The following is a 26,324-nucleotide window of genomic DNA, read 5'->3' as shown; positions in this document are numbered from 1 at the left end:
AAAGCCCGGCTCTGCCGGGCTTTTGCATTTCAGCCCGCCCGTTTCCTGAAGAGATATTTCTTGAATAAGGTTATCCCTTCGGAAAAGACCGACGCCACGTCGGGAGAAAATATCTCGAAGACGTTCTCTTCTATGAAAGCCTTCTCGGGGTCCATGAGGAGCTCATCGAGCGCCTTAAGTATCTCGTTCCCTGCGAGATAGCTGCTTACACTGTGCCTCTGGAGCCGGTAGAGCCTGGTCTCGGCCAGGTAGTCGAGGTACTCGACAAGCCCCCTCGGCCTTTTAAGCCTCCTTAAGTCTATCCCGGAATCGGTCCCGATGTATTCGATCAGCAGGCCGGCCCTGAACTCCCTTATCGAACGGATGAGGCTTAAGTCCCTTAGTGAACAGGCCTCCCAGGAGATGTTTAGCTCTGAATCCAGGCCCATGCTCCTGTTCGTGGCGTTCGCCGAGCCCACGGTAAGGAACCTGTCATCGACTATCAGGAGCTTGGAGTGTATGTACACCGGGACCTCGTCCACGCCCTCTCCGGGTGCAGTTGTATAATAAATGCCGAGCGAATGGCCATGGCGTTTGGCCGTCTGCCTCAAGAGGCTCAGTATCCGCGTCTGCAGGAGGCCCACAGAGAGCTCCTCTACGAACGCGTTCGGCTTTTTCGGAAGCACGATGACTATATCGAGCCTGGGGGCCGACCCGTCCTCCATCCTTTCCGTGAGCGCCCTGTATATGGCATGCGAGCTGAAGTACTGGCTTTCGATATAGACGAGCTTCCGGGCGGCCCTTATGGCGTCGATGAAGAGGGCCCGAATCTCCTTCACCGGTCCGTCGGGCCTGAAAAAGGTCTTGCCCTGCGTCCTGCTGAGTGAAGCGCTCCTGGCCTGTATGGGAGTCCCTATGCCGGGCGGCAGGTAGTCGCCTTCGAGAGGGGCGGGAAGACGGATATCAGTACCTACTGACAGCCTCCAGCGCTCCTCGAACATCCTGGAGAGGGTGGAAACGAGCGGGCCTGTGAAGTAGGCCTGCATGTCATGGTATGGGGCGTAAGGCTTTCCGTCCGGGTTGGTCCTCTCGGGGTTGCGGGCCAGGTGGCGCCTGTCGTCCCACCTGCCTGCCGCGAAATCCATGCCGCCGAGGAAGGCTATGGAGCCGTCAATAACAGTGTATTTCTGGTGCTGGCTCGCGCCAATGGCGTGCTTGTTATCGAAGCGGAAGAGGAGGCGCTCGCTCGTGGACCAGTTGAAGACGATCTCCTGCATCCACTCGCGCTCGTGCAGGAATATGAGGCTGAAGTCCCAGGCGAGTATGTAGACGCGGAGTTCCGGGTTTCTCCTGCAGAGCGAGTCGAGGAACTTAAGGAGCGTCACATCCCGCCTTGCCCTCAAGGCGTCGGGGCCGCGTATGAGGGATACTTCGCTGTCGAACTGCCAGCCGGAGATTATTATGTATCTCCGCGCCTTGAGGGCCGCGCGGTAGAAGGCGCCATAGTATTCCGCGCCGTCGACGTAGACCCCCGATTCCTCGATTGCGATATTCTCGAAGCAGTTGCGGCCCGGCTCGATTATCCGGCTCCACATTTTGTACCTCCGGGTGTGCTTTCCGGGTCAGCGTATATCCATGTCGGCTATCAGGGGGAGGTGGTCCGAGGCGGCCTGGGTGAGAATGGTCCTCGGGACGTCGGTATTAAGGACCATGACCTCGCGGCTCGAGAAGATATGGTCGATACGGGCTATCGGATAGCGGCTCGGATATGTCCTCCTGGGCTTCTTGCCCGAAATCGAGAGCTGCGCGTCCGAGAGGAATTTCCTGAACCTCTTGTAAACGGACGAGACCGGAAGGGTGTTGAAGTCGCCGCATAGAAGGAGAGGCGGCGCGCAGGAAGAGTGCGCGGCCCACTGGGCGCCCAGGAGCGCCTCGGCCTGGAGCACCCGTTCCCTCCAGTTGTGCCCGAAGTGCGTGTTTATAATCTGAACCTCCCTCCCCCTGAAACTCACGGCCGTCCAGAGAGCCCCTCTCCTCTCGAAGGGCCGGAACCACCAGGGCGACGGCAGGGCGCCGGCCTGTACGAGGCGGAGCGGATACCTGCTCAAGACCGCGTTGCCGTACTTGCCGTTCCGGATCTCCAGCGACGGATGGAAATGGAAATCCATGTCAAGGTGCCCGGCGATCTCCTCGGCCTGGTGCGCGTGGTTCGTCCTGGCAAGTCCCGAGTCGAGCTCCTGCAGGGCCACGATGTCGGGCTCGTAGCGGGCGATGACGTCGGCTATCCTGTACGTCGATATCTTCCCGTCCGAGCCAACGCAGCTGTGGACGTTGTATGTCATTACCCGGAGCGGCTTTTGCGGATACGGCATCTGCTGCCTATTTCTATTATAGGTGATGGCGGCAGAATCTCAACCGGAGGCGACTGGAACGGGGTTGCGAGAGGGGAAAGGCCGGAGCGCTGATCCTGCCCTTGCGGAATTTGTGGCAGGATTATAACACGCCATGCCCGCGATTGGAAAGGATTTGTGCCCGGAGACGATTTTCAACCTGAAGCGCCTGCGCCGTGAGCCGCTCCTCCCTTGACAAAGCCGATTCCTGATATAAGTTTAGAAAGAAAGCTTCATCATACTAAAGGAGCGCTTATGCCTCTGCCCGCGAGCCCATAGCCGGTTGCATCTTTCACCTTTCCAGCGGTCCGTCTGAAAGTGATTAGCCGAAAATCGAACGCCCTGCACCGTGCTGGTTTCTCTGAAATTTGGCATCAGCCGACTATTGCCCGGACGTGCCGCTCGATAACGCCCGCAGGGAGAGCAGGGAGGTCAAGAATGGAGAAGATACTGGTTACCGGAGGGGCCGGGTTCATAGGCTCGCACCTCGCGGATGAGCTGCTTAACGGCGGCTACAAGGTAAGGGCCCTTGATTCGCTAGTGGAGCAGGTGCACGGGCCGGACGGAAAGAGGCCGGAGTACCTTGCGAGGGACGTGGATCTCGTCCGCGGCGACATAAGGGACCCGGAGGCGGTCGAGAAGGCGCTCAAGGGGGTCGACGCGGTCTTTCACTTCGCCGCGGCCGTGGGCGTCGGGCAGTCGATGTACCGGATAGAAGACTATGTGGACGTCAATTGCAGGGGCACGGCGGTCCTCCTTGAGTCGCTCGTCAAAAGGCCGGTCCAAAAACTGGTGGTCGCCTCCAGCATGAGCATATACGGCGAGGGACTTTACCGTACGGTCGACGGGGCCGCTGCCGAGACCGCGCAAAGGACGATCGAGCGGCTGAGGAACGGGGAATGGGAGCTGGTCGACCAGGCCGGGCGGAAGCTCGTGCCGGTGCCGACGTCCGAGACGAAGCCCCCCTCGATAGCCTCCATATACGCGCTCACCAAGTTCGACCAGGAGAAGATGTGCCTGGTCACCGGGAGCGCATACGGCATACCGACTGTGGCGCTCAGGTTCTTCAACGCATTCGGGCCGAGGCAGGCGTTCTCAAACCCCTATACCGGGGTCCTCGCTATATTTTCTGCAAGGCTCCTCAACGGAAAGCCGCCGCTCATATACGAGGACGGGCTCCAGCAAAGGGACTTCGTGAACGTGCGGGACGTGGCCTATGCCTGCAGGCTCGCCCTGGAATCGGAGGGGGCGGCTTATAAGTCCTTTAATGTCGGAAGCGGCAGGAGCCATGCTGTCGTGGAAATAGCCGAGAGGATGTCGCGCATGTTCGGCAAGGAAATAAGCCCGGAGATAACGGGCAAATACAGGATGGGCGACATAAGACATTGCTTCGCGGACATAGGCCTCGCGAAGGCCGTGCTGGGCTATGAGCCGAGGGTGAGCCTCGAGGACGGCCTGGTCGAGCTTGCGGCCTGGCTCGAAGGGAAGAACGCCCCGGACCGGGTGGCAGAGGCGAGCGAGGAACTGGCGGGGCGCGGACTCACGATATAAATAAAAGGCAGCTCTGAAAATTGTCTTTTCCCCGGACTCTGGTTGGTTACGGGAATAAAAATGCTCACATATCGGCATATATGCTCGCTTTTCATTCCCGGCTTTCCTTGATTGCGTGGAAGATCCCAAATTTTTAGAGGCTGCCTTAAACAACAGGCCTAAAAACAACAGGATCGGACCGATGATATTCGCGCTGGTCAACCCTAACTGGGACTTCTCCGGAAGCATATACTTTGGATGCAGGGAACCCCATTTCCCGCTCGAGCTCGGTTATTCGAAGGCGCTCATCGAAAGGTCCGGGCACAGCGCCCGGATAGTCGACGCGCACCTCGAAGGCCTCTCCCTGGAAGAGACGAAAAAGAGGGTCGGGGAACTTAAGCCCGACTTCATCGTAGTAACGACCGCTCCCGGATACCTCTTCTGGAGATGCCCTCAGCCGGAGCTCAGGGTGCCGAAGCGGCTCCTCGCGGAGCTTGCCGATTATCCTGCCGTCAAGGTGGCAATAGGCCCGCACGCATCAGTAACCCCTTCCGCGGCGCTTATGAAGCTCGGGGCCGACGTCGTGGTAATGGGCGAGCCGGAGATGGTATTGCCCGAGCTTGCGGGCGGGAACCTCGATAAGGTCAAGTCGATATGCTACCGGTCGGGGCCGGACATAAGGACGCAGGGCGGGCCGCGCGCCTCCGACGTAACCGTCCTACCGGCGCTAAGGTGGCCTTCTGAGTACGTCTCAAGGCGAGCCCACCACCACCACAGGTTCTGCTCGGATATGTCCGGCCTTGGGGCCGAGGTGGAGGCCTCGAGGGGGTGCCCGTATTCGTGCACCTTCTGCGCCAAGAGGGAGTTCCGTAACAATTACCGGAAAAGGCCGCTCCCGGCCGTGCTGGACGAGATCGACTGTCTCATTGCCGGGGGCGTTGAATACATATACTTCATCGACGAGATATTCATGCCCGACAGGAAGCTCCTGGAGTCGCTTTCAGCCCGGAAGGTCAAATTCGGGATACAGACGAGGATAGATCTCTGGAAGCCGGCAATGCTCGAGCTCCTGGGGGAGGCGGGGTGCGTATCGATCGAGGCAGGCGTCGAGAGCGTATCGGAGGCCGGAAGGGCGCACCTCGGGAAAAGGTGCGCGATAACGACCGACGAGCTGGCCTTCCTCCTCATGACCGCGAAAAGGGGAGTGAATTTCGTGCAGGCGACCCTGCTCGAGTCGAGCATGGACGACCCCGAGGTCGTGGAGGCGTGGAGGTCGCTTCTCATAAACGCCGGCATATGGGTGAACAGTCCGGTGCCGCTCTTCCCATATCCCGGCTCGGAGGAATATTCGAGGAGGTGGGGCGAGCCTGATTCCAGGGCATGGGAGCGCGCGCACGAGCATTACCTCGCGGAGAACGGGTCTTTCAGCGATATCCAGGAGAGCGACCCCCTCCCTCTGGCCGAGCTCGAGGCCGTATGAAGAATGACGGAGGGAAACCCCTCAAGGTCCTTATGACCGCCGACACGGTCGGCGGGGTCTGGGCATATTCACTGGAGCTTGCCTCGGCCCTCTCGGCACGGGGCGTAAAGGTGTTCCTCGCGACTATGGGCCCGGCGGCCACTAAGGAGCAGGCGGAGGAGGCTCGCGAGGTAAAGGGGCTCGATCTCTTCGAGGGCTGCTTCAAGCTGGAGTGGATGGAAGACCCCTGGGAAAGCACTTCGGCTGCGGGGGAATGGCTCCTTGGTCTTGAAGAAACGATAGGGCCGGACATCGTGCATCTTAACGGCTACTGCCACGGCGCGCTTCATTGGAGGTCGCCGAGGATAATCGTCGCCCACTCGTGCGTCATCTCCTGGTGGGAGGCGGTGAGGGAGGGCCCGGTCGGGCCCGAGTGGATGAGATACGGGATGGAAGTGGAAAAGGGGCTAGGGTGCGCGGAAGCCGTCATCGCGCCGACCGGCGCGATGATGGAGTGCCTTAAAAGGATTTACGAGTTCAGCGCCCCGGCATTTATCATACATAACGGCAGAAGCAAGGAGAGCTTCAGGCCCGGCGTAAAGGAGGAACTCATATTTACGGCGGGCAGGCTCTGGGATGAAGCCAAGAACATCGAGGCCCTGCAGGCCGCGTCGCGCTCGATTAGCTGGCCCGTGTACGCGGCAGGCGCGTATGAGCACGATTCAGGGAATTTTTCCTCTGACGGCACTATCAAGATGCTAGGGCGGCTTTCGAAGCCGGAAATCGCGGAGTGGATGTCCAGGGCGTCCATATTCGCTCTCCCGGCGAGATACGAGCCATTCGGCCTTACCGTCCTGGAAGCGGCCCTTTCGGAGTGCGCGCTCGTCCTCGGCGATATACCGAGCTTGAGGGAGCTCTGGGACGGGGCGGCTGTTTTCGTCGAGCCCGGAGACGCAGGGCGGCTTGCGCTCGCGCTAGAGATGCTCGCTTCCGACAGGGTGCTCCGGGCAAGGCTTGGCATTCTGGCAAGGGAGAGGGCGATGGAGTACACGCCGGAAAGGATGGCCGGGGCGTATCATGCGCTCTACAGCCGCCTTTCGGGCGCCGCGGAAAGGGAGGGTAATGCGTGCGTTTCGTGATGTTCTATCAATCCCTCGTCTCCGACTGGAACCACGGGAACGCGCATTTCCTTCGGGGCGTTGCAACAGAGCTCCTTTCAAGGGGGCACGAGGTCTCGGTATACGAGCCGAGGGATTCATGGTGCGTAAGGAACCTCTTTGAGGCGTGCGGAGAGGCTTCAGGGCTCTTCCATTCCGCATATCCTCACCTGGGGAGCACGCGCTATGACCTCGGCGCTTTAGACCTCGACGAGGCGCTCGAAGGCGCGGATATAGTGATAGTCCACGAGTGGAACGACCATGAGCTCGTAAAGAGAATAGGGCGGCACAGGGCCGGCCGCGCCCCGTACATGCTCTTTTTCCACGACACGCACCACCGCTCGGTGACCGAGCCCTGGAACATGGCCTCATACGACCTTTCCGGCTATGACGGGGTGCTCGCCTTCGGCAATGCGGTAAAAGAGGTCTACCTGGGGCGCGGCTGGGCCAGGCGGGTATGGACCTGGCACGAGGCTGCCGATGTCCGGGTATTCCGCCCCAGGCCCCTTCGAGAAAAAAAAGGGGACCTCGTCTGGATAGGAAACTGGGGGGACGACGAGAGGACGGCCGAGCTCGGGGAATTCCTTTTAGGCCCGGTGAAAACTCTGGGGCTCAAGGCCAGGGCGCACGGCGTCAGATACCCGGAGAGCGCGTTACAGCTCCTCGGAGAGGCCGGAATCGAGTACGGGGGCTGGCTCCCGAATTTTGAGGCGCCGGCAGTCTTCGCGTCTTTCAATTGTACGGTGCACGTGCCGAGGAGGCCGTATGCCGAAATGCTACCCGGCATACCGACTATAAGGGTCTTTGAGGCCTTGTCGTGCGGCATCCCCCTCGTTTCCGCCCCGTGGGAAGATTCCGAGGGGCTCTTCAGGCCCGGAAAAGACTTTCTCGTCGCGAGGAACGGTATGGAAATGGCAAGGCTCCTTAGGGAGCTTCTAAACGACGCTGGAATGAGGGAAGAGCTTTCAAGGAACGGAATGGAAACGGTCCTTGGCCGCCACACGTGCGGAAACCGGGTAGATGAGCTCTTGGCTATTTGCTCGGAGATCAATATGACTGCCGGCGCGTAAAGCGCACAATTCTTTATTCCATAACGAAAGAAGCTTCGCGTTTAGCGCGGATAGAAAGAGGGGGCGTTCAGAATGAGAAAGGGCATAAGTATTTCGTTTTTCGGGTCGAGCCTCGTCTCGGCATACTGGAACGGGGCCGCGACGTACTACAGGGGGATAATAAAGGGTCTTGACGAGCTCGGGTACGATGTGACCTTCTACGAGCCGGACGCGTATAACAGGCAGTCGCACAGGGACATTCCCGATCCTGAATGGGCGAGGGTCGTAGTATACAAGCCGACCGTGGAGGGTGTGGATGCGGCGCTCGAAGAGGGAAGGAACGCCGACCTCCTCATAAAGGCGAGCGGCGTAGGCGTCTTCGACGAGTACCTCGAAAAGGCGGTGCCCGCGGCCAGGAGGCCCGGTGCGCTCGCGGCCTTCTGGGACGTGGACGCCCCGGCGACGCTGGAGAGGATGAAAAAAAGGAAGGCCGACTACTTCAGGCCCCTTGTAGGAGAGTACGACCTTGTCTTCACATACGGCGGCGGGCCCAGGGTGGTGGAGGACTACCTTGCGCTCGGCGCAAGGGAATGCAGGCCGGTCTATAACGCGCTCGACCCGGAGACGCACTACCCGGTCCAGCCGATCGAGAAGTTCACCGCAGACCTCGGGTTCCTCGGGAACCGCATGCCAGACCGCGAGTCCAGGGTCTGGGAGTTCTTCTTCAGGGCGGCCTCCGAGCTTCCTGAGAAACGGTTCATTCTCGGCGGAAGCGGCTGGGACGACGTCGCGGTGCGGAACGTAAGGCGGCTGGGGCACGTCTACACCTCCGAGCACAACGCCTTCAACTCCACTTGTCTCGCGGTACTCAATATAAACAGGGAATCGATGGCCAGGTACGGGTATTCTCCCCCCACGCGCGTCTTCGAGGCCGCTGGCGCCGGCGCGTGCATAATAACGGACAGGTGGGAGGGCATAGAGCGCTTCCTCGAGCCCGGAAGCGAGGTGCTGGTCGCGTCGGACGGGAGCGAGGTGGCGGAGATATTAAAGGGACTTACGCCCGAAAGGGCCGCCCGCATAGGGAGGAACGCCTTCAGGCGCGTGACCTCCGAGCATACCTACGAGGCGAGGGCGCGGGAAGTGGATTCCATACTCTGCGGACTTGTCGGGAACTGAATACAGTCCCTTTCAGGAGCGAATAATGGCGCTTCAGCCGATCAGGATTGTAATACTCGGGCTCTCGATCACCTCGTCCTGGGGGAACGGGCACGCAACCACTTACAGGAGCCTCGTAAGGGAGCTTTCCGCCAGGGGCCATGATGTGCTCTTCCTTGAGCGGGACGTGCCATGGTACCGCGATAACCGGGACCTCGAAAAGCCGCCGTGGGGAAGGACCGAGCTCTACTCGTCGATGGAGGAGCTTAAGGACCGCTTCAGCCGGGTGATAAGGGAAGCTGATTTCGTGATGGTGGGCTCGTATGTGCCGGAGGGCGCCCGCGTAGCGGACTGGGTGCTCGGCACCGTCCGGGGGGCGGCGGCATTCTATGACATAGATACTCCCGTGACGCTTTCGAGGCTCAAGAAAGGGGACTGCGAATACCTTACGCCGGAGCTCATATCGAGGTTCGACCTTTACCTCTCGTTCACGGGCGGGCCGATACTCGAAAGGATAGAGAGCGAATACGGCTCTCCGATGGCGAGGCCCCTCTACTGTTCGGTAGATACCGAGTTTTACAAGCCGTCGAGGGCCCCCAGCGTCTGGGACATCGGCTACATAGGCACATACAGCGCGGACAGGCAGGAAGCGCTCGACTCGCTTCTCCTCGAACCGGCAAGGAGGCTCGACGGGAGCTTCATCGTAGCCGGGCCGCTTTACCCGGACTGCATCGACTGGCCCGCGAACGTCGAGAGGATAGAGCACCTGCCGCCTAGCAGACACCGCTCATTCTACAACTCGATGAAGTTCACGATGAACATAACGCGGGCGGATATGGTGCGGGCCGGCTATTCGCCGAGCGTAAGGCTCTTCGAGGCCGCAGCCTGCGGTACAGCTGTCATATCCGATTGGTGGGTCGGGCTCGACAGGTTTTTCAGCCCCGGGACCGAGATACTCATCTCCAGGTCTCCGGAAGACACCATAAGGCACTTGAGAGAGACCCCGGAGGAGGAGATATGGAAGATAGGCCAAAGGGGCAGGAAGAGGGTGCTCGAGGGCCACACGGCCGTCCACAGAGTGGACGAGCTCGAGGGCTGCATGGCCCGCGTCTTAAAAAAACAGGAGGTAGTGAAATGACACGCTACGAACCCAGATACCCGAAGACAGGGAAAGACGTCAACGTGGGCCCGACAGAGCGGCTTCTCTCAGTCCTCCTCGGAGGCTATATGGCGGCTAAAGGCGTCAGGAAAGGCAGGCTCGGCGGCCTCGCGACCGCGCTCACCGGGGGATATCTCATGTACAGGGGCTCGACGGGCCACTGCAACCTTTACGAGAGAATCGGCGTAAGCACGGCCAGGCGCGCCATAGAGATAGACGAGAGCGTTATCATAAACAGGCCGGTCCACGAGCTCTATTCCTATTGGAGGAACCTTGAGAACCTGCCCGAGTTCATGAGGCACATCGAGGAGGTAAAGGTCATAGACGACAAGCGCTCCCATTGGGTAGCGAGCACGCCCGGAGGCATAAAGGTAGAGTGGGACGCGGAGATAACGGGAGAAAGGGAGAACGAGTACATAGCCTGGAAGTCGCTCCCCTTCTCGGATGTCGAGAGCGAGGGCATGGTAGAGTTCAGGACCGCACCAGGCCACAGGGGCACGGAACTCCGGGTGCACATGATATACAACCTTCCCGGCGACGGCGCAGCGGCTCCGGTCCAGCGCCTTCTCGCCGCCATATCCTTCAGGCAGATACGCGAAGAGCTCCGGAGATTCAAGCAGATCATGGAGACCGGAGAAGTCCCCACGACCGAAGGCCAGGTCCGGGGCCGCGCGATCGGGGAATAGGAGAACCGATGAAAGCACTATGCTGGTACGGGAAGCGGGACTTGAGGGTCATGGATGTGCCGGAGCCGGAAATACTCGGGCCGAGGGACGCGATAGTGCAAGTGTCGCTTTCCGCCGTCTGCGGCTCGGACCTACATCTCTATAACGGCCATGTTCCCGCAATGGAAAGGGGCGACATTCTCGGGCACGAGTTCGTGGGCACGGTCGTGGACGTGGGCGCCAGGGTCGAAGGCTTCCGTCCCGGAGACAGGGTCGCCGTCCCGTTCACTATCTCGTGCGGCAGGTGCTTCTTCTGCGAAAGGGAGCTATGGTCGCTCTGCGACAACTCGAACCCGAACGCTTACGCGGCCGAGGCCCTCTACGGCTACTCGCCCGCGGGCATCTACGGCTACTCGCATCTTTTCGGCGGCTACGCCGGGGGACAGGCCGAGTACGTAAGGGTCCCTTTCGCGGACTCGGGTCTCATTAAGCTCCCGGAGAGCGTATCCGACGAGAAGGCGGTCCTCCTTTGCGACGTCTTCCCGACCGGCTACATGGCCGCGGAGAACTGCTCCATACAGGAGGGGGACACGGTCGCGGTATGGGGGGCGGGCCCGGTGGGGCTCCTCGCCATGAAAAGCGCGTCCCTTTTGGGGGCGGAAAGGGTTATCGCGATAGACAGGTTCCCTGAAAGGCTCAGCCTCGCCTCCAGGTTCGCTGACGCAATGACCCTCAATTACGAGGATGTGGACGTAGACGAGGCGCTTCGGGACATAACCGGCGGAATGGGGCCCGACGCCTGCATAGACGCAGTGGGCATGGAAGCGCACGGCAAGGGGCACGGCCGGGTCTATGACGCGGTCAAGCAAAAGCTCCGGGCCGAGACCGACAGGCCGACCGCGCTCCGGCAGGCCATCCTTGCCTGCCGGAAGGGCGGGACGGTCTCGATTGCGGGGGCCTACGCCGGTTATATCGACAAGGTCCCGGTCGGAGCGGCTTTCAATAAGGGCATTACAATTAAAGGCGGGCAGACCCATGTGCAGAAATACATGCCCCGCCTCCTCGGCCTTATCGAGGACGGCAAGTCCGACCCTTCGGATGTCATAACCCATAGCTTCGGCCTTGAGGAAGGCCCCATTGCCTACGAGGTGTTCAAGCACAAGGAGGACGGCTGCGTAAAGGTGGTCCTGAGGCCCTGAGCCGCGGTGGACGTAGCTTCTGAAGAACCCTTTAAGGAGTCAAGATGAAGCTCGTGGTCTTCGGGCTTACGATGAGCTCGTCATGGGGTAACGGGCACGCCACCATCTGGCGGGGCCTCGCAAGGGCGCTCAACGAACGGGGGCACAGGGTCGTATTCTTCGAAAAGGACGCGCCGTACTACGCGTCCCACAGGGACCTTGCAGACCCGCCGTGGGCCTCTCTCGTCGTCTACGGCGAATGGAATGGCATTAGAAATAGGGCATCGGAGGAGCTGAGGGACGCGGATGTGGGAATTGCGACCTCCTACTGCCCGGACGGGATCGAAGCCTCGGATCTCGTCCTCTCTTCAGGCGCACGGATAAAGTGCTTCTACGACCTGGATACGCCGGTAACGCTAAAAGGCCTGAAGGAAGGTAAAAGGGCCGGTTATCTGCCCGGGGACGGGCTCGGCGGCTTCGATATCGTCCTGAGCTACACGGGCGGAAGGGCCATCGGGGAGCTTAAGTCGCTTTTGGGCGCAAGAAGGGCGGAGCCCCTTTACGGGAGCGTCGACCCGGCCTCCCATTTCCCTGCCGCAGGCGTGGAGAAGTACAGGGCGGATCTTTCGTATCTCGGCACCTTTTCCGAGGACAGGCAGGAAGCGCTTATTGAGCTTTTCATAAAGCCGGCCAGGACGGCCCCCGGGAAAAGGTTCGTGCTCGGCGGCTCGCTTTATCCGGAAAGTTTCCCCTGGACTGAAAACATATATTTCGTAAGGCACGTGCCCCCGCCCATGCACCCGGCCTTTTATTCGTCGGCCGCATGGACGCTGAATGTCACAAGAGGCGCGATGGCCGGGCTCGGCTGGTGCCCTTCAGGAAGGCTATTCGAGGCAGCGGCATGCGGCAGCCCTGTCCTTAGCGACTGGTGGGAGGGTATCGACGGGTTCTTTGCGCCCGGCTCCGAGATAGTCATCGTGCGCTCTTCGGAAGATGTGAGAGAGGCGCTCCGGATGCCTGAAAAGGAGAGGAAGAGGCTTTCGGGAAGGGCCAGGGAGAGGGTCCTTGCGGAGCATACGTCTCATGAGAGGGCCGCCGAATTCGAAAGGATAATGGAAGATACGCTCCGCGGAAAGGGAGAGGCATGTGGGGGATAATCCCGGCGGCAGGCGCCGGGTCGAGGATACAGCCTTTGGCATTCTCAAAGGAGCTCCTCCCGGTCGGGAGCCGGAGAGAGGGCTCGTACGAGAGGCCCAGGGCCGTAAGCGAATACCTGCTTGAGCGGATGCTCGGGGCCGGGGCCACCAAGATATGCTTCGTAATCTCGCCCGGCAAGTCGGACATACTCGAATATTACGGCGGCCATATAGGGCAGGCGAGCATATGCTATGTCGTCCAGCCGGAGCCGCTCGGCCTCTGCGATTCGATATTCAGGGCGCTCCCGCTCGTGGGCCCTGGCGAGCATGTCCTTGTGGGCCTCCCGGACACCATATGGTTTCCTGAGGACGGCTTCAGCTCGCTCGGCGAGGACGGGCTTTCCTTCCTCCTCTTCCCGGTCGACTCTCCTGAATGCTTCGACGCGGTCGTCCTGGATGAGACCGGCGGCGTCCTCGAGGTCCAGGTCAAGCAGAAAGGGGCTTCGACCAACTGGGTATGGGGCTCCTTCAAGCTAAGCGGGTCTGTTCTTGCAGAGCTTTATAAACTGTGGCTCAGGAGGGGAAAGGAAGACGAGTACATCGGCACCCTCGTGAACGCATATCTGAAGTCAGGGGGCAAGGCCGTCGGCGTAAGGGGCGGCAGTTCGTACGTGGACGTGGGCACAATCAACGGCTATAGGGAGGCCATGAGGCTCCTTGGCTCGCCTGGAGAAAAGATGGATGGAAAGCGATGATTTAACGCCGGAGGAAATAGAGAAGAGGGTCAGGGAGCTCGGTCCCTGGTTCCAGAATATCGAACTCAAGGGGGTCTTTACCGCGCCGGGGCATTTCCTGGGCGACTACCCCATGATCAAATGGAGGAAGTTTTCCCACGCCATACCAGACAGCCTCGAAGGCGCGACCGTGCTGGACGTGGGCTGCAACGCCGGTTTTTATTCCATCGCACTGAAGGAGAGGGGCGCGTCAAGGGTCCTGGGGATAGATATCGACGAGCTCTATCTCGAGCAGGCCCGCTTCGCGGCCCGCACGAGGGGTGTAGATATCGAGTTCATGAAGAAGTCGGTCTACGAGGTGGCCGGCCTGAAGGAAAGGTTCGACATAGTGCTTTTCATGGGGGTGCTGTACCACTTGAGGCACCCGCTCCTCGCGCTCGACCTTCTTCATGAGTACGCGGTCTCGGACCTTCTGGTATTCCAGTCGATGCTACGCGGCTGCGGAGACGTTGAAGAGACAGAGGACGATTATCCCTTCTCCGAGACGGGCGTTTTCGACAAGCCCTGTTTTCCCAGGATGCATTTCATGGAAAAGAGCTACTCCGGCGACCCCACCAACTGGTGGCTTCCGAACAGGTCGTGCGTGGAGGCGATGCTCCGGAGTTCCGGCTTCACCATCAGGAGCCGCCCGGAGGAGGAGGTCTACATCTGCGGCAGGGCGGAAAGGGGGTCCGGGGGCCTGTGATCGAAGCGGTGATGTTCTGGAACGAGCCGAATAACCTTTCGCACTGGGACTTCCAGCTTGACCCGGACTGGGCCATATACTCCGAGATGGTAAGGCTCGCGTCAGGGGCCGTGGCCGCTGAGGACGGGAAGGTCCGGAAGGTACTGGGCGGCATCTCGCCCATAGACTCGGGCTTTATAAGGAACCTCAAGGGCAAGGGGGCCCTAGACGCGGTCGATGTCGTGGCCGTGCACGGTTTTCCGCTGGACTGGAATCACTGGACCATACACGAGTGGCCGGAGAAGCTTTCCGAGATACAGGCCGTCACGGACCTGCCCGTCTGGGTCTCGGAGGTCGGGGTCTCGACCTTCGGGGCAGAGGAGGTCCAGGAGTTCGGTCTCAGGCGCTCGGCCGAGCTCCTTATAGGAAGGGTCGAGCGGATTCACTGGTACAGTCTCTACGACCTCCCGAGGACGTGGCCCGCAACGACAAGGCACCGCGAGGCCGAGGGCTCGGCATATTACAGGCATTTTTACATGGGGCTACTGCGGGAGGACGGGACGCCCAAGAGGGCCTTGAGGCTCTTTTCCGAGTACACGCCGAGCCTCGGCATCTGCCAATGGTTCCACTTCGAGGACCACAGGCTCGACTGCGCGGTCAAGTGGCTCAATAGGCTCGGGGTAAGGAAGCTCAGGACCGGGCTCAGCTGGGCCGACAGCTTCCGCCCGGACGCTTACGCGTGGTTCGACAGGCAGATGAGGGCGCTTGAGGATTTCGACCTGACCCTGACTTTCTGCTTCACCCCGGACTCGAAGGGCCTCCGGCCCGACCACACGAGCCCGCCTTCGCGGCCGGAGGAATTCGCGGAATTCTGCTCGGCCATGGTGAGGAGATATGCGCTCGCGGGAGCTTAGGTTCATAAGGACCTCCTTCATGGGCTATGTGAGGGAGTTCGTGAAGGATATCTTCGGCGAAAAGACGCTAGTGGTCGCGGCGCACCCCGATGACGAGGTCGCGGGAGCCGGGGCGCTTTTGAGGTACCTGGAACGCGCCTTTTTCGTCCACGTAACCGACGGCGCGCCAAGGGACCTTGCCGATGCCGTCTCGCACGGCTTCAGCTCCGCCGAAGAGTATGCGGAGGCGAGGAGAAAGGAGCTCTTCGCCGCCCTTTCCATCTCCGGCATAAGGCCGGAGGACTGCTTCCCGCCCTGGGTTCCTGACAGGGAGGCCGGGTATCATCTCGTGGAGATAGCGCTTAAGCTCAGGGACGCTATTATGGAGACAGGCGCGGAATCCGTGCTTACGCTCGCTTACGAAGGCGGGCATCCGGACCACGATTCTCTGTGCTTTGCCGCGCACGCGGCTGCCGGCCTTATCCGGAAAGCGGGCGGCGACCCGCCGCCTCTTATAGAGTATGCGCTTTACAACGCCATGGACGGCAGGTTGTCATCGCTCGAGTTCATACCGAGGGAGGGCTTCGACGAGATAACCTTCATGCTCTCCGAGGAGGAGAGGCGGATAAAGGGCCGGATGATGGACTGTTTCGCGACACAGGCCCCGGTACTCAGCATGTTCCCGCTCCAGTTCGAGAGGTTCAGGCCGGCCCCGCCTTATGTTTTTACAGCGTCCCCGCATGAGGGGAGGCTGCATTACGAGCAGTTCGACTGGGGCATTGACGGTAAGAAGTGGAGAGAGCTTGCCTCCGGGGCCATGAAGGAGCTTGGGACAGGGAGCCCGATGTGAACCCTGTGGTGCTCGGGGTCTCCTTCCCCTTCGCGCAGGTCAGGCCTGATACGCCGGGCGGGGCCGAGCAGGTGCTCCTCTCGCTCGATAGCGCGCTCGTCTCCGAAGGATGGGGCTCTGTCGTCATAGCACCCGAGGGCTCCAGGGTCGAAGGGACCCTCATACCGACCCCGTTCGTAAAAGGCAGGATAGACGGGCAGGTCCGCTCCTATATCCACGGGCTCTACAGGAAGGCCATAGGCTTCGCACTCCGGCACTGGAAAATAGACATAGTCCACATGCACGGCCTTGATTCCCACGAGTACATGCCGGACGAGGGCGTGCCTCTACTCGTGACCCTCCACCTGCCGCTCAAGTGGTATCCAGAGCAGGCACTCCGCACCGGGCGCGCCCTGACTTTCTTTAACTGCGTCTCGGCTACTCAAATGGATGGGGCGCCGGAATGGCTCGATATCATCGGCACGGTCCGGAACGGGGTGCCTGTTGAAAGGCTGAGGCCCTCGGTGAGGCGGAGGGAATACGCGCTCTCGCTCGGGAGGATATGCCCGGAGAAGGGCTTCCACATCGCGATGAAGGCCGCAAAAAGGGCCGGGGTGCCTTTTGTCCTGGCCGGGTCGGTCTTCCCTTACAGCGAGCACGAGGATTATTTCAAGGAGGCCATCGCTCCGAATATCGGGGACAAGCGCATCTGGTTTGCGGGTCCTGCCGGGTTCGACAGGAAAAGGCGGCTCCTTGCAGGAGCGCGGTGCGTCCTCATACCTTCGCTTGTGCCTGAGACGAGCTCGCTCGTTGCCATGGAGGCGCTTGCGGCAGGCGCTCCGGTAATAGCTTTCCCGGCGGGCGCTCTCGCGGAGGTGGTCGAGCACGGCAGGACCGGATTCCTTGTGGAAGGGGTGGAGGGGATGGCAAGGGCCATAAGGAGGGCGGGTTCGATCTCTTCGGACGAATGCATGAGGGCCGCCCGCAGGTTCTCCTCTTCGCTTATGGCCAGTGGTTATATTGATCTCTACCGAAAGATAATAAGCATAAAAAGGAACGGTGGAAGAGGGCATGGGGGAGGGGCTTGAGATAGAGGAGGTCCAGGATCAAAAGAGGCTGGAAGAGCTTGGCCCTGAGTGGGACGCGCTTTTCGGTTCATGCCCTTCGGCCACCCCGTTCCAGTCGCCTCAGTGGCTGCTGCCCTGGATGAGGCGCCTCGGAAACGGCAGGCCCTTTGCCTTGGCCTTGAGGAAAAATGGGGTGCTCTCGGCCCTCTTGCCTCTCATGCTACGGGGCGAGGAGGCGGCCTTCATTGGGACAGGCGTTTCGGATTACCTGGACATGCTGGCGCTTCCGGAGGCAGGGGCCGAAGCTGCTTCGATGGTCCTCGAATATCTCCTCAGGAGAAAAGAGAGCTGGAGGAAGTGCGCCCTTTACGAGCTTCGGGCCGAATCTCCGTTTCTTGCTACGGCCCCGCCTTCAGGCCTCAAGGTCTCAAGGAGCGCAGGCGAGCCCTGCCTAATTGTGAGCCTTCCTGACAGCGCGGATAAGCTCGGGAGAAGAGGGCCGAGGAGCGGAAAGAACGGCTCGAAGCGCACGAGAAGGATGATCGAGGAGAGCGGGGAGCTAACGGTCGAGACCGCTACCGGGAGCAGCCTTTCCGAGTTCCTCGATTCGTTCTTCCGTCTCCATGAGATTAGATGGCGGGCCCTCGGCGGGACAGGCGTCCTGAACGGGCCGGAGATAAAATCTTTTCACGGAGAGGCCGCTTCAGGCCTGCTTGAGAAAGGCATCCTCCGGCTCTACAGGATGAGATACAGGGGCGCTGATTTCGCGGCCCTGTACGCGTTCATCCACCGCGGGCGCATGTACGCGTATCTTAACGGGTTCGACCCCGCTTTCCTTAAATTCAGCCCCGGCTCGCATATCTTGAGGCGCGCCGTGGAGGACGCGATAACCGGGGGCGTAAGGGAACTGGATTTCCTGAGGGGCGGCGAGAACTACAAATACGCGTGGGGGCCGGAAGAGCGGAGCAACTCGACGCTGGTGATAGAGCATGGGTGAAACGAGAGAGAATTCCCCTTACGACGGCCTTGCGTGGTTTTACGACAGGTACTGGGGCGGGAGCGGCTACAACTTCCACAGCTTCGTAATGGGCGCGCTCGATAAGGTGCTTTTACTAAAGCTTCCGCCCGGGGCCCGGATACTGGACCTATGCTGCGGCACGGGGCACCTTACGAAAATGCTCTTTGAGCGGGGGTTCAAAGTGGTCGGGGCAGACTGCTCGATTGAGATGCTCAGGTTCGCGAAAAGGAATACGCCCGCGGCAGGCTTCTTCGCGACTGACGCGAGGTCGTTTTTTTTACCGGCCAGGTTCGACGCCGTCGTCTCGACCTTCGACAGCATGAATCACATAATGGAGCCGCGGGACCTGGAGCGCGTATTCAGGAATGTAAAAGCGTCGCTTTGCGATGGCGGGGTCTTCGCGTTCGACCTCCTCCTTGAGGAGGCGTATGAGGTGATGTGGAAAAAGTCCGGTTTTTTCCTTGAAGACGATAACGCGTGCCTCATACGCGGGACGTACGATTGCTCCAGGCGCGTTGCAAGCGTGAAGCTTACGCTTTTCAGAAACGACGGCGGCTGGAAAAGGAGCGACGTGACGGTCACGGAGAGGTTCCACCCCCTTGACGAAGTGGTCTCTTCGCTTGAATCGTGCGGCTTTAGCAGTATCGAGGTCCATCGGGCAGGCATTGATTTCGATATGCCCGCGGACGAGGGCAAGGGAAGGGTGTTCATAAGTGCTAAAAAGAGGGAGGTGGGGCCTGTTTGATAGTGTACAGGAAGACCCGGGAGATAAGGGAAACAATGCCGTTCGCGGATGAGCTGTTCGCCCTCGCGGACCTTGCGGGAAAGGGATTGAGCCACGAGCACGCAACAGAGCTTCTCATGGAAGCCGGGAGGTTCGAGTCCGGCCTGGCCGACGCTTTTTTCCCCGAACGGGACGGCATATGCGAGGAGAGCAGTGCCCTCCGGAGCGCCTCTCTGGCAGCAGGACGCCTTTTTTGCGCCTCATGGGAAGGGAGGAGGGACGAGGCCGGGAAGTGGGCCGCGCTTTTTAACGAGATGCTTTCCGAGGCCCTCCGGACCGGGCTGCCTGAGAGGATGGAGACGCGAATCCCGGAGGGCTATGCGCACTACGGCCTATTCCCGGAGGTTTACCTCGCGTCAGCGCGCGATTTCTTCATGGACCGCGGGCGCTGCCACGTGGTGTGCATCGGACTGAGGAGCATAGGCGCGAGCCTCTCTTCGATCGTCTCTGCGGCTCTTGAATCGCTCGGCTGCCAGACAGTCTCCTTCACTCTCCGTCCCAGGGGACACCCCTTCAAGAGAAAGGCCGTCTTAACGCCGGAGCTCGAGGAAATCGTAAGCTGCCTGAGGGGGAGCGTCTTTATAATAGCGGACGAGGGACCCGGCCTATCCGGCTCGTCGTTCTCGTCCGTTGCCCAGAAACTCAAAAGCCTCGGCGTGCCCGACAATAACGTAGTCTTTTTCCCGAGCTGGATTCCGGACGGGAGCTCATTTCTCTCGAAAGCGGCCCGGGAGGGATGGGGCAACCACCCCAAGTACGCCTCGTTTTTCGAAAATGTCTGGCTCGAAAGCGGGAGGCTCGAAAAGGAGGCGCGCCTTGAGTCCGCGCCAATGGACATCTCCGCCGGGATGTGGAGGGGGCTATTCTATAAGGACGGGCAGGACGAGGCTGACTACCCGGCCGCGCATCCCCGGCATGAGCGGAGGAAGTATCTGGGCAGGGGAGCTGGCGGGAAGACGCTCATGCTCAAATTCGCGGGGCACGGCAGGTACGGCGCCTCCAAGCTAGGGAGGGCCGCTCTCCTTGCCGGGGAAGGCTTTACGCCCCCGGTCTCCGGCTTTACGAACGGGTTTGTGATCCATGAGTTCATCTCCGGAAGGCCGGTCACGGAAAGGGAGCTTAACCAGCTCCTTATTGACGAGATGGCCAGGTACAGCGCCTTCCTTAAAAGGAACTTCCCGGCAGGCGAGCGGATGAGCTTCGAGGAGTTCCACTGCATGGCCGCCCGCAATATCGCCCTCGGGCTAGGTGAGGACTGGGCGAGGAAAGCGGCCCCGCTCGAACGCATGTGCGGAGTCTACGAGGGCTTCGAGCCGGTGAAGCTGGACGGCAGGATGTTCCCTTTCGAGTGGATCATCACGGCAAAGGGGTACAGGAAAACTGACTGCCTGGACCACCATCTCGACCAGTTCTTTCCGGCCTGCCAGGACATAGCATGGGACCTGGCGATGGCCGCCGTGGAGTTCGAGATGAACCCCATGGAGCTCAATTACATGCTTTCAAGGTACGCGGCCGCCTCCGGCGATACCGTCGATAACGAGCGTTTCCGTCTCCATCTCATAGCCTACTTGGCTTTCAGGCTCGGGTACTCGTCTTTCGCCTCGGAGGAGCTCGCCGCTACACCCGAAGGGCCTAGGTTCAGGTCGCTCGCGCACCGCTACGCCTCAAGGCTTAAAAGGGAGCTACTCTGGCTCTCGGATTGAGAGATTGAAAAGGCAACCGCTTTTATTCCCGGCCTGCCGGGAAAAGCGGAAAAAATCTCTATTTTTTTTGGGGGGTTGCCTGAAGATAGACATCCATAACCATGCGTTCACATATGAAAGCGCCTCCGGGCCGGAGGAGGTAATAGAGGCGGCCATAGCCTCCGGCCTGGACGGCATCGCCTTCACCGAGCACAACTCATATACGGCGAGCGGGATGGCAGAGGAGCTCAAACGCGAGTATTCGGGGAGGATAACGATATTCAGGGGGGCTGAATACGACGCGGCCGAAGGGCACCTCATCCTTTTCGGCATAACCGACAACGGCTTCATGGACCTCGGGATGTTCGCCCCGGCCTCCGAGGTCTTGAGGTACCTTGAGCCGAGGGGTGCGGTAGCGATAATAGCTCACCCATTCAGGGGGGCGGGCCGCTTCAAGACGGACCTCTCCCTGGTGAAAGGCATAACAGCCGTGGAGGCGTACAACGGCCACAACACCCCCGGGGAGAACGAAATGGCTCTCCGCGCGGCCGCCTCCCTCGGCTTACCCACGACGGGCGGTAGCGACTCTCATGGCAAGGAGGACGTGGGCAGGTGCTATACGGAATTCCTCGACATGGTAACGGAGGAGGGCCTGGTCGCTGCCCTCAAATCAGGGCGCTACAGGGGCGTTTGCGTGAGGCCCTGATCAAAGCGCCCCTTTTCATTCGTCTTGCCGCCCTTTTCGGCCTTCTGCTCCTGGCTTCCTGCGAGGCCCGCTCAGGCGCAAGCTGGGCCGAGCTGAAGAGCATCGAGATTAAAGACGACGGCACGGCCGTCATAAGTCTCAAGGAGACAGCGCCTGGCGGGCTCGTCCGCGCCTTCTCTGGAATAGAAGTGGTAACGATAGTCCATCACGGGACCGGCGTATGGTTAAGCTGCCCCATGAAATACGAGAGCGGAGATACCAGCGTCTCGGTCCCTAACCACGGGAACATACTCAAGTCCGGAGACAGCGTCCTCGTGGTAATAGGAAAATTTTCTTCCGCCGCGATCGTCCGCGGGTGAAACGATTTTACTCTCCTCTGTTGACAACCGGAAAAGATGGTATACAGTTATTTTGTCTATGCCGTGATTCTTCCCATGCGCCCCGCCGCGGCGGGCGCGAACTCCATAAAACATATTGAAAATAGCCGTCCATTCACCGGCCTTGACCTTATCCAGGCGCGTATTTTCCTTATGCGCCTCGCTCCGGCCTGGCCTGAATACGCTTGACGGCCTCCACCCACACCAAAGCTGAGAGCGGGCTCCGACTCCATGCCGAGACCGGCCCGCAGGCCGGCAAAGCGCAGGGCGGAGGCGCCAGGCGTCTTTTTCTCCGTTATCTATTGCCGTTTCAGGCAAAACGAGGCAATTCTGGCCTGGAAAACTTTAACCGGTGCTCCGTCGCCTTTGTCCGTCCTGAAGGTCAAGTGGCACCTCCGGAACGCGAGCGGCAGAGTGTCCCGGCCAAGACCGCAAGGGAATCGGGCGTACTCCTGTCAATGAGCCGCGAGAGAATCGGCGAGAGACTTCTAAGGCTCTCGCTCATCACAGAGGAGATGCTCCTGGCCGCGCTGGATGAAAGATCGCGGACAGGATGCATGACCGGAGAGGCGCTTACGCGGCTGGGTTTCATCTCCGCCGGGGATTTCGCGCTTCAGGTGGCGGGCTCACTGGGGGTGCAGGCGGTGCTGGAAGGGGATTTCCCGGAAGGGCCTGTCCCCATAGGGCGGCAGCCTGCCTACATCTTTCTGAAAGAGAACCGTGTGGCCCCCGTGGCCCTTGACGGCGAAACGCTTTTAGTCGCCTCGGCTCGCCCGCAGGACCCGTTTCCAGCCGAAGCCCTGAAGGCGTTTACGGGCATGGAGGTTGAGCAGGCATTAGGGGTGCCGGGGCAGATACTCGATTTCATAGAGAGGCATTACGGCAGCCGGGGCAGGGCACTTGACGAGCTCATAGGCGACCTCGATGAAAAGGAGACGGGCCAGGCCCGCTGGGAGCGTGACGACATAGAGGGGCTCAAGGAGGCCGCGCTCGAGGCCCCGGTAATAGAGCTGGTGAACCTCATAATAGCGAGGGCGGTAGAGAGGCGCGCAAGCGATATCCATATCGAACCGTTCGAGGGCGGCCTGAATGTCAGGTACAGGGTGGACGGCGTCCTTCACGTCTCGGAGAACCTTCCCGGAAGGCTCCATCCGGTCGTCTCCTCGAGGGTCAAGATAATGGCCAGGCTGAATATAGCCGAAAGGAGGCTTCCGCAGGACGGCAGGGTAAAGCACACGATCTCAGGCAAGGAGGTCGACATAAGGGTCTCGACAGTGCCGACCCTTTACGGCGAGAGCATCGTTATGAGGCTTCTTGACCCGAGTTCCGCGCTCGCGCTCGAAGACCTCGGTTTCTCCGCGCGAATAAAGGAGGCCTTCTCTCTGCTCGCCGCCCAGCCGCACGGGATGATACTGGTCACCGGCCCGACCGGCAGCGGAAAGTCGACTACGCTCTATGCGGCCCTCTCCAGGATGGATACCGGCAGCAGAAAGGTCATTACTATCGAGGACCCGATAGAGTACAAGCTCGAGGGAGTGAACCAGATACAGGTCAAGCCGGCCATAGGCCTCACCTTCGCGAGCGGCCTCCGTTCCATCGTGAGGCAGGACCCTGACATCATAATGGTGGGGGAGATAAGGGACGCCGAGACGGCCGAGATAGCCGTCCATTCGGCCCTTACCGGGCACCTCATACTCTCGACCATGCACACGAACGACGCCGCCGGTGCGGTCGCGAGGCTCCTGGACATGGGCATTGAAGGGTATCTCATCTCGTCATGCCTCCTGGGCGTGCTAGCCCAGAGGCTCGTCCGGGTCATCTGCCCGGCCTGCAAGGAGAGCTACGCCCCTTCAGAAAGGGAAATTAAGCTCCTCATGGAAGGAACGGTTTCTCCTGAAGGCATTGCCGGCCTTGCCAGGGGGAGGGGGTGCGAGGAGTGCGGCGGAACCGGCTACAGGGGCCGTACCGGGATATTCGAGCTAATGACAGTGACTGACAGGATCCGGGAGCTTACGGTAGAGCGGCAGGGGGCCGCGGCTATAAAGGGCGCAGCCATTTCCGAGGGCATGGCGCAATTGAGGTCCGACGGCTGGGACAAGGTTATTTCAGGGATAACCACGGTGGAAGAGGTCGAGAGGGTGACCCTTCAGTAGATGGAGATATTCAGTTATAAGGCAATAGACCGGTCTGGAAAGGAGATAAAGGGGACGCTTAAGGCCAGGGACGAGCGGGACCTTGCCGCGAGGCTCCGCTCCATGGGCTATTATCCTTCGTCCGCGTCCAGGGCCGCCCGGACGGAAAAAGAGTCGAAAGGGCGGTCTTTCTTAAGGAGAAGGGCGGGCGGCAGTCGCCGCGTAGCGTCCTTTACTCACCAGCTCGCGAGCATGCTCGAAGCCGGGATCCCGCTCGATAAGTCGCTCGCGCTACTTGCCGAGCTTGAGGAGGACTCTCCTTTCAAGTCGGTCATAAGCGACGTCCTCAAGGGGGTCCGGGGCGGGAGGCCCCTCGCGGACTGCCTTGAGCGCAAAGAGGAGTTCCCGGCCTTTTATGTAAATACCGTCAGGGCAGGGGAGGCCGGGGGCACGCTCGAGGATTGCCTTAAGCGGCTCGGCGCGTATCTTGAGGAGACTGAAAAGCTAAAGGACGAGATAAGGTCGGCGCTGGTATATCCCTTGCTGCTTACGACGTTCGGGGGCGGGGCCGTGGTCTTCATGCTCATCTTCGTCGTGCCGAGGTTCGCCTTGCTTTTCGAGGACCTCGGCGGGGCCGCGCCGCTCCCGGCACTCGCTCTCATTGCGGCGGGAAGGTTCTTTTCGTCATGGTTCTGGATCCTGCCGCTCGCGATTGTGCTTGCATGGCTCGGGTTTGAAAGGTTTCGCGCCAGGGCGGAGGGGAGATTGAGGCTCGACAGCCTCAAGCTCTCTTTGCCGGTACTCGGTCCGATACTGAGGAAGGCGGCTGCCGCGAGGTTTTCAAGGACGCTCGGGACGCTGCTTAAGTCCGGCGTGCCTATAATGGAGGCCCTCGGCCTCTCCATAAGGTCTACGGGGAACCTTGCGCTTGAAAAAGACCTCGCCCCGGTGCTTGAAGGGGTAAGTAAAGGGAGGGGTGTTGCGGCCCCGGTCGCGGAAACCGGCTCCTTCCCGAGGCTCGCCTCCCACATGCTCGCCGTTGGCGAGGAGACAGGGAGGCTGGATGAGATGCTCCTTAAGCTCGCCTCGGACTTCGAGCACGAGATAAGGACTTCGGTCAAGCGGGCCGTCTCTACACTCGAGCCTGCCATAATACTCGTCATGGCCCTTGTCGTCGGGTCCATAGTCATATCGATGCTCCTTGCGGTCTTTAGCCTTAACGACATCCCTCTTTAGAAAGTTTCCTGTCAGCATTTACTAAATAAAAGGAGCACGATGCGGCACGCCGGGGAAAACGAGGTCCTTTCGTCAGAGCGCGGCTTCACGCTCGTCGAGCTCATAGTCGTGGTCGTTATAATCGGCCTCCTCGCGGCTCTCGTTGCACCCAGGTTCCTCGGAAAGGTCGAGCAGTCGAGGATGAAGGCCGCGCAGGTCCAGATAGAGCTATTCGGGGCGGCCCTGGACCAGTTCCGTCTGGACACAGGGAGATACCCGACCACCGCTGAAGGCCTGCCTACGCTGCGGGAGAACCTTACCGGCATCGAGCGGTGGAGGGGGCCCTATCTCAAAAAGGAGATACCCAGAGACCCATGGGGACGGGAGTTTTCATACATGTCGCCCGGCGAACGCGAGGAGTACGAGATAGTCTCGCTCGGCTCCGACGGCACACCCGGCGGCGAGGGCGACGCAGCGGACATCGTAAGCTGGAGAGGCCTCGATGACCGCATCCTGTAAAAGGACGGAAGGCTTTACTCTCCTTGAGCTCCTCTTCGTGCTCGTCATCATCGGGGTGGCGGCGGCGCTAGTGGCTCCGTCCATTGTCGCGGGACTCGAAGGGCTCAGGGCCAAGTCGGCCGTGCGGACGCTAAAGGCCGGGCTGAATGACGCACGGATAAGGGCCATAAGGGACAGGGCCGTCCATTACGCGATCTATACCGGCGGGGTCCTCGCCATACGGGACGGAAAAGGGATCGTAAGGGAGGTCGCGCTCCCTCCGGGAAATGGAAAGGTCCGGGAATCCGAGGCCGCGTTCTATCCTGCAGGGACTTCGAGCGCCGCGGAGTTCGACGTGCTGTACGGAGAGGCGGCCTACAGGCTCGTACTCGACGGCTCGGGCCGCCCCAGGGTCGAGGACGCAGGCGAGTGAAAGGGAACGGCGGTTTCACCCTGATAGAGGTGATGGCATCTGCGGCCATCATGGGGGCGGCCCTTGGCGTGCTCCTTGAGCTCGTCTCCGGCGGGCTCAGGCTCGCAAAGGAGACAAACGGCCGGACAGGGCTTGTTCTCGCAGCCAGTGAGAGGTTCGGGTCCATGTTCGACGGGATTATCGAAGAAGGCGTTTCTGAAGGGGTCACAGGCGCCGGGTTCACATGGAAGATGGAGGCCTATCCTTACGATTCGGCGGGAGAGGGCGCTCCCAGGGTGCTCAAGGTGGTCGTTACCACGAGGGACCTCGCATCAGGGGCCGAGTTCAGGCTCATTTCGTTAAAGGGCCTCTCGGGTGAGTAAGAGGGGATTCACC

Annotated in this window: 26 protein-coding genes; 24 read left to right on the top strand and 2 right to left on the bottom strand. The window is 60.5% G+C overall.

All coding sequences use genetic code 11. The features are described 5' to 3' along the window. Positions 1 to 29: 29 nt before the first annotated feature. Together K8I01_05470 and K8I01_05465 are read right to left on the bottom strand one after the other, a co-directional pair. On the bottom strand, positions 30 to 1,574 hold the full coding sequence (locus tag K8I01_05470) for a phospholipase (GenBank protein ID MBZ0219861.1): 1,545 nt from the start codon (positions 1,572 to 1,574) through the stop codon (positions 30 to 32). A 27-nt stretch (positions 1,575 to 1,601) separates the two neighbouring features. After that, positions 1,602 to 2,351, bottom strand: a complete 750-nt coding sequence (locus K8I01_05465; GenBank protein MBZ0219860.1) for an endonuclease/exonuclease/phosphatase family protein — start codon at positions 2,349 to 2,351, stop codon at positions 1,602 to 1,604. 456 nt (positions 2,352 to 2,807) lie between these two features. Between K8I01_05465 and K8I01_05460 the strand changes: the two genes are divergently transcribed. From K8I01_05460 to K8I01_05345, 24 genes are all read left to right on the top strand, one after another. Beyond that, positions 2,808 to 3,920 (top strand): SDR family NAD(P)-dependent oxidoreductase, encoded by a 1,113-nt coding sequence (locus K8I01_05460; GenBank protein ID MBZ0219859.1) that lies wholly within the window; start codon positions 2,808 to 2,810, stop codon positions 3,918 to 3,920. A gap of 181 nt (positions 3,921 to 4,101) precedes the next feature. Next, a complete protein-coding gene (locus K8I01_05455; protein MBZ0219858.1) occupies positions 4,102 to 5,379 on the top strand; it encodes a TIGR04295 family B12-binding domain-containing radical SAM protein in 1,278 nt (425 codons plus the stop codon). A gap of 32 nt (positions 5,380 to 5,411) precedes the next feature. Continuing rightward, a complete protein-coding gene (locus K8I01_05450; protein MBZ0219857.1) occupies positions 5,412 to 6,497 on the top strand; it encodes a glycosyltransferase family 4 protein in 1,086 nt (361 codons plus the stop codon). After that, positions 6,485 to 7,585 (top strand): glycosyltransferase, encoded by a 1,101-nt coding sequence (locus K8I01_05445; GenBank protein ID MBZ0219856.1) that lies wholly within the window; start codon positions 6,485 to 6,487, stop codon positions 7,583 to 7,585. The genes K8I01_05450 and K8I01_05445 overlap by 13 nt, the downstream gene beginning before the upstream one ends. Before the next feature lie 72 nt (positions 7,586 to 7,657). Beyond that, positions 7,658 to 8,740, top strand: a complete 1,083-nt coding sequence (locus K8I01_05440; protein MBZ0219855.1) for a glycosyltransferase — start codon at positions 7,658 to 7,660, stop codon at positions 8,738 to 8,740. Between the two features lie 25 nt (positions 8,741 to 8,765). Then, positions 8,766 to 9,857 carry a glycosyltransferase gene (locus K8I01_05435; protein ID MBZ0219854.1) on the top strand — a complete coding sequence of 364 codons (1,092 nt, stop codon included), beginning with the start codon at positions 8,766 to 8,768 and terminating at the stop codon, positions 9,855 to 9,857. Beyond that, complete coding sequence (locus K8I01_05430) at positions 9,854 to 10,564, top strand: DUF2892 domain-containing protein (protein MBZ0219853.1); 711 nt, start codon at positions 9,854 to 9,856, stop codon at positions 10,562 to 10,564. Before K8I01_05435 ends, K8I01_05430 begins: the two co-directional genes overlap by 4 nt. Before the next feature lie 8 nt (positions 10,565 to 10,572). Further along, positions 10,573 to 11,742, top strand: a complete 1,170-nt coding sequence (locus K8I01_05425; protein ID MBZ0219852.1) for a glutathione-dependent formaldehyde dehydrogenase — start codon at positions 10,573 to 10,575, stop codon at positions 11,740 to 11,742. Positions 11,743 to 11,786: 44 nt separating this feature from the next. Next, a complete protein-coding gene (locus K8I01_05420; GenBank protein ID MBZ0219851.1) occupies positions 11,787 to 12,878 on the top strand; it encodes a glycosyltransferase in 1,092 nt (363 codons plus the stop codon). Then, complete coding sequence (locus K8I01_05415) at positions 12,866 to 13,612, top strand: nucleotidyltransferase family protein (protein MBZ0219850.1); 747 nt, start codon at positions 12,866 to 12,868, stop codon at positions 13,610 to 13,612. Before K8I01_05420 ends, K8I01_05415 begins: the two co-directional genes overlap by 13 nt. Then, a complete protein-coding gene (locus K8I01_05410; protein ID MBZ0219849.1) occupies positions 13,599 to 14,336 on the top strand; it encodes a TIGR04290 family methyltransferase in 738 nt (245 codons plus the stop codon). Before K8I01_05415 ends, K8I01_05410 begins: the two co-directional genes overlap by 14 nt. Further along, positions 14,333 to 15,229 (top strand): beta-xylosidase, encoded by an 897-nt coding sequence (locus K8I01_05405; protein ID MBZ0219848.1) that lies wholly within the window; start codon positions 14,333 to 14,335, stop codon positions 15,227 to 15,229. The genes K8I01_05410 and K8I01_05405 overlap by 4 nt, the downstream gene beginning before the upstream one ends. After that, entirely contained in the window at positions 15,210 to 16,058 is an 849-nt protein-coding gene (locus K8I01_05400) for a PIG-L family deacetylase (protein ID MBZ0219847.1), read from the top strand. The genes K8I01_05405 and K8I01_05400 overlap by 20 nt, the downstream gene beginning before the upstream one ends. Next, positions 16,055 to 17,125 (top strand): glycosyltransferase, encoded by a 1,071-nt coding sequence (locus K8I01_05395; GenBank protein MBZ0219846.1) that lies wholly within the window; start codon positions 16,055 to 16,057, stop codon positions 17,123 to 17,125. Before K8I01_05400 ends, K8I01_05395 begins: the two co-directional genes overlap by 4 nt. Next, entirely contained in the window at positions 17,097 to 18,101 is a 1,005-nt protein-coding gene (locus K8I01_05390) for a GNAT family N-acetyltransferase (GenBank protein MBZ0219845.1), read from the top strand. The genes K8I01_05395 and K8I01_05390 overlap by 29 nt, the downstream gene beginning before the upstream one ends. Next, positions 18,094 to 18,867 (top strand): class I SAM-dependent methyltransferase, encoded by a 774-nt coding sequence (locus tag K8I01_05385; protein ID MBZ0219844.1) that lies wholly within the window; start codon positions 18,094 to 18,096, stop codon positions 18,865 to 18,867. The genes K8I01_05390 and K8I01_05385 overlap by 8 nt, the downstream gene beginning before the upstream one ends. Next, a complete protein-coding gene (locus K8I01_05380; GenBank protein MBZ0219843.1) occupies positions 18,864 to 20,609 on the top strand; it encodes a hypothetical protein in 1,746 nt (581 codons plus the stop codon). Before K8I01_05385 ends, K8I01_05380 begins: the two co-directional genes overlap by 4 nt. A 67-nt stretch (positions 20,610 to 20,676) precedes the next feature. After that, positions 20,677 to 21,294 (top strand): PHP domain-containing protein, encoded by a 618-nt coding sequence (locus K8I01_05375; GenBank protein ID MBZ0219842.1) that lies wholly within the window; start codon positions 20,677 to 20,679, stop codon positions 21,292 to 21,294. Further along, positions 21,279 to 21,653, top strand: a complete 375-nt coding sequence (locus tag K8I01_05370; protein ID MBZ0219841.1) for a hypothetical protein — start codon at positions 21,279 to 21,281, stop codon at positions 21,651 to 21,653. Before K8I01_05375 ends, K8I01_05370 begins: the two co-directional genes overlap by 16 nt. 476 nt (positions 21,654 to 22,129) lie before the next feature. Next, positions 22,130 to 23,824: a type II secretion system ATPase GspE gene (gspE, locus tag K8I01_05365; protein MBZ0219840.1), complete on the top strand. Its 1,695-nt coding sequence runs from the start codon at positions 22,130 to 22,132 to the stop codon at positions 23,822 to 23,824. Then, entirely contained in the window at positions 23,825 to 25,039 is a 1,215-nt protein-coding gene (locus tag K8I01_05360; protein MBZ0219839.1) for a type II secretion system F family protein, read from the top strand. Between the two features lie 39 nt (positions 25,040 to 25,078). After that, the gene (gspG, locus tag K8I01_05355) at positions 25,079 to 25,537 is read left to right on the top strand and encodes a type II secretion system major pseudopilin GspG (GenBank protein MBZ0219838.1); all 459 of its coding nucleotides are present in this window, start codon (positions 25,079 to 25,081) and stop codon (positions 25,535 to 25,537) included. Further along, positions 25,521 to 25,949 (top strand): prepilin-type N-terminal cleavage/methylation domain-containing protein, encoded by a 429-nt coding sequence (locus tag K8I01_05350; GenBank protein MBZ0219837.1) that lies wholly within the window; start codon positions 25,521 to 25,523, stop codon positions 25,947 to 25,949. Before gspG ends, K8I01_05350 begins: the two co-directional genes overlap by 17 nt. Continuing rightward, complete coding sequence (locus K8I01_05345; protein MBZ0219836.1) at positions 25,946 to 26,311, top strand: type II secretion system GspH family protein; 366 nt, start codon at positions 25,946 to 25,948, stop codon at positions 26,309 to 26,311. Before K8I01_05350 ends, K8I01_05345 begins: the two co-directional genes overlap by 4 nt. Positions 26,312 to 26,324: the final 13 nt, after the last annotated feature.

It is taken from the genome of Deltaproteobacteria bacterium (genome assembly GCA_019912665.1).
GTDB lineage: Bacteria > Desulfobacterota > GWC2-55-46 > GWC2-55-46 > GWC2-55-46 > UBA5799.
The sequence above is the reverse complement of the archived record's forward strand: the minus strand, read 5'-3'. Positions and strand labels throughout refer to the sequence as shown.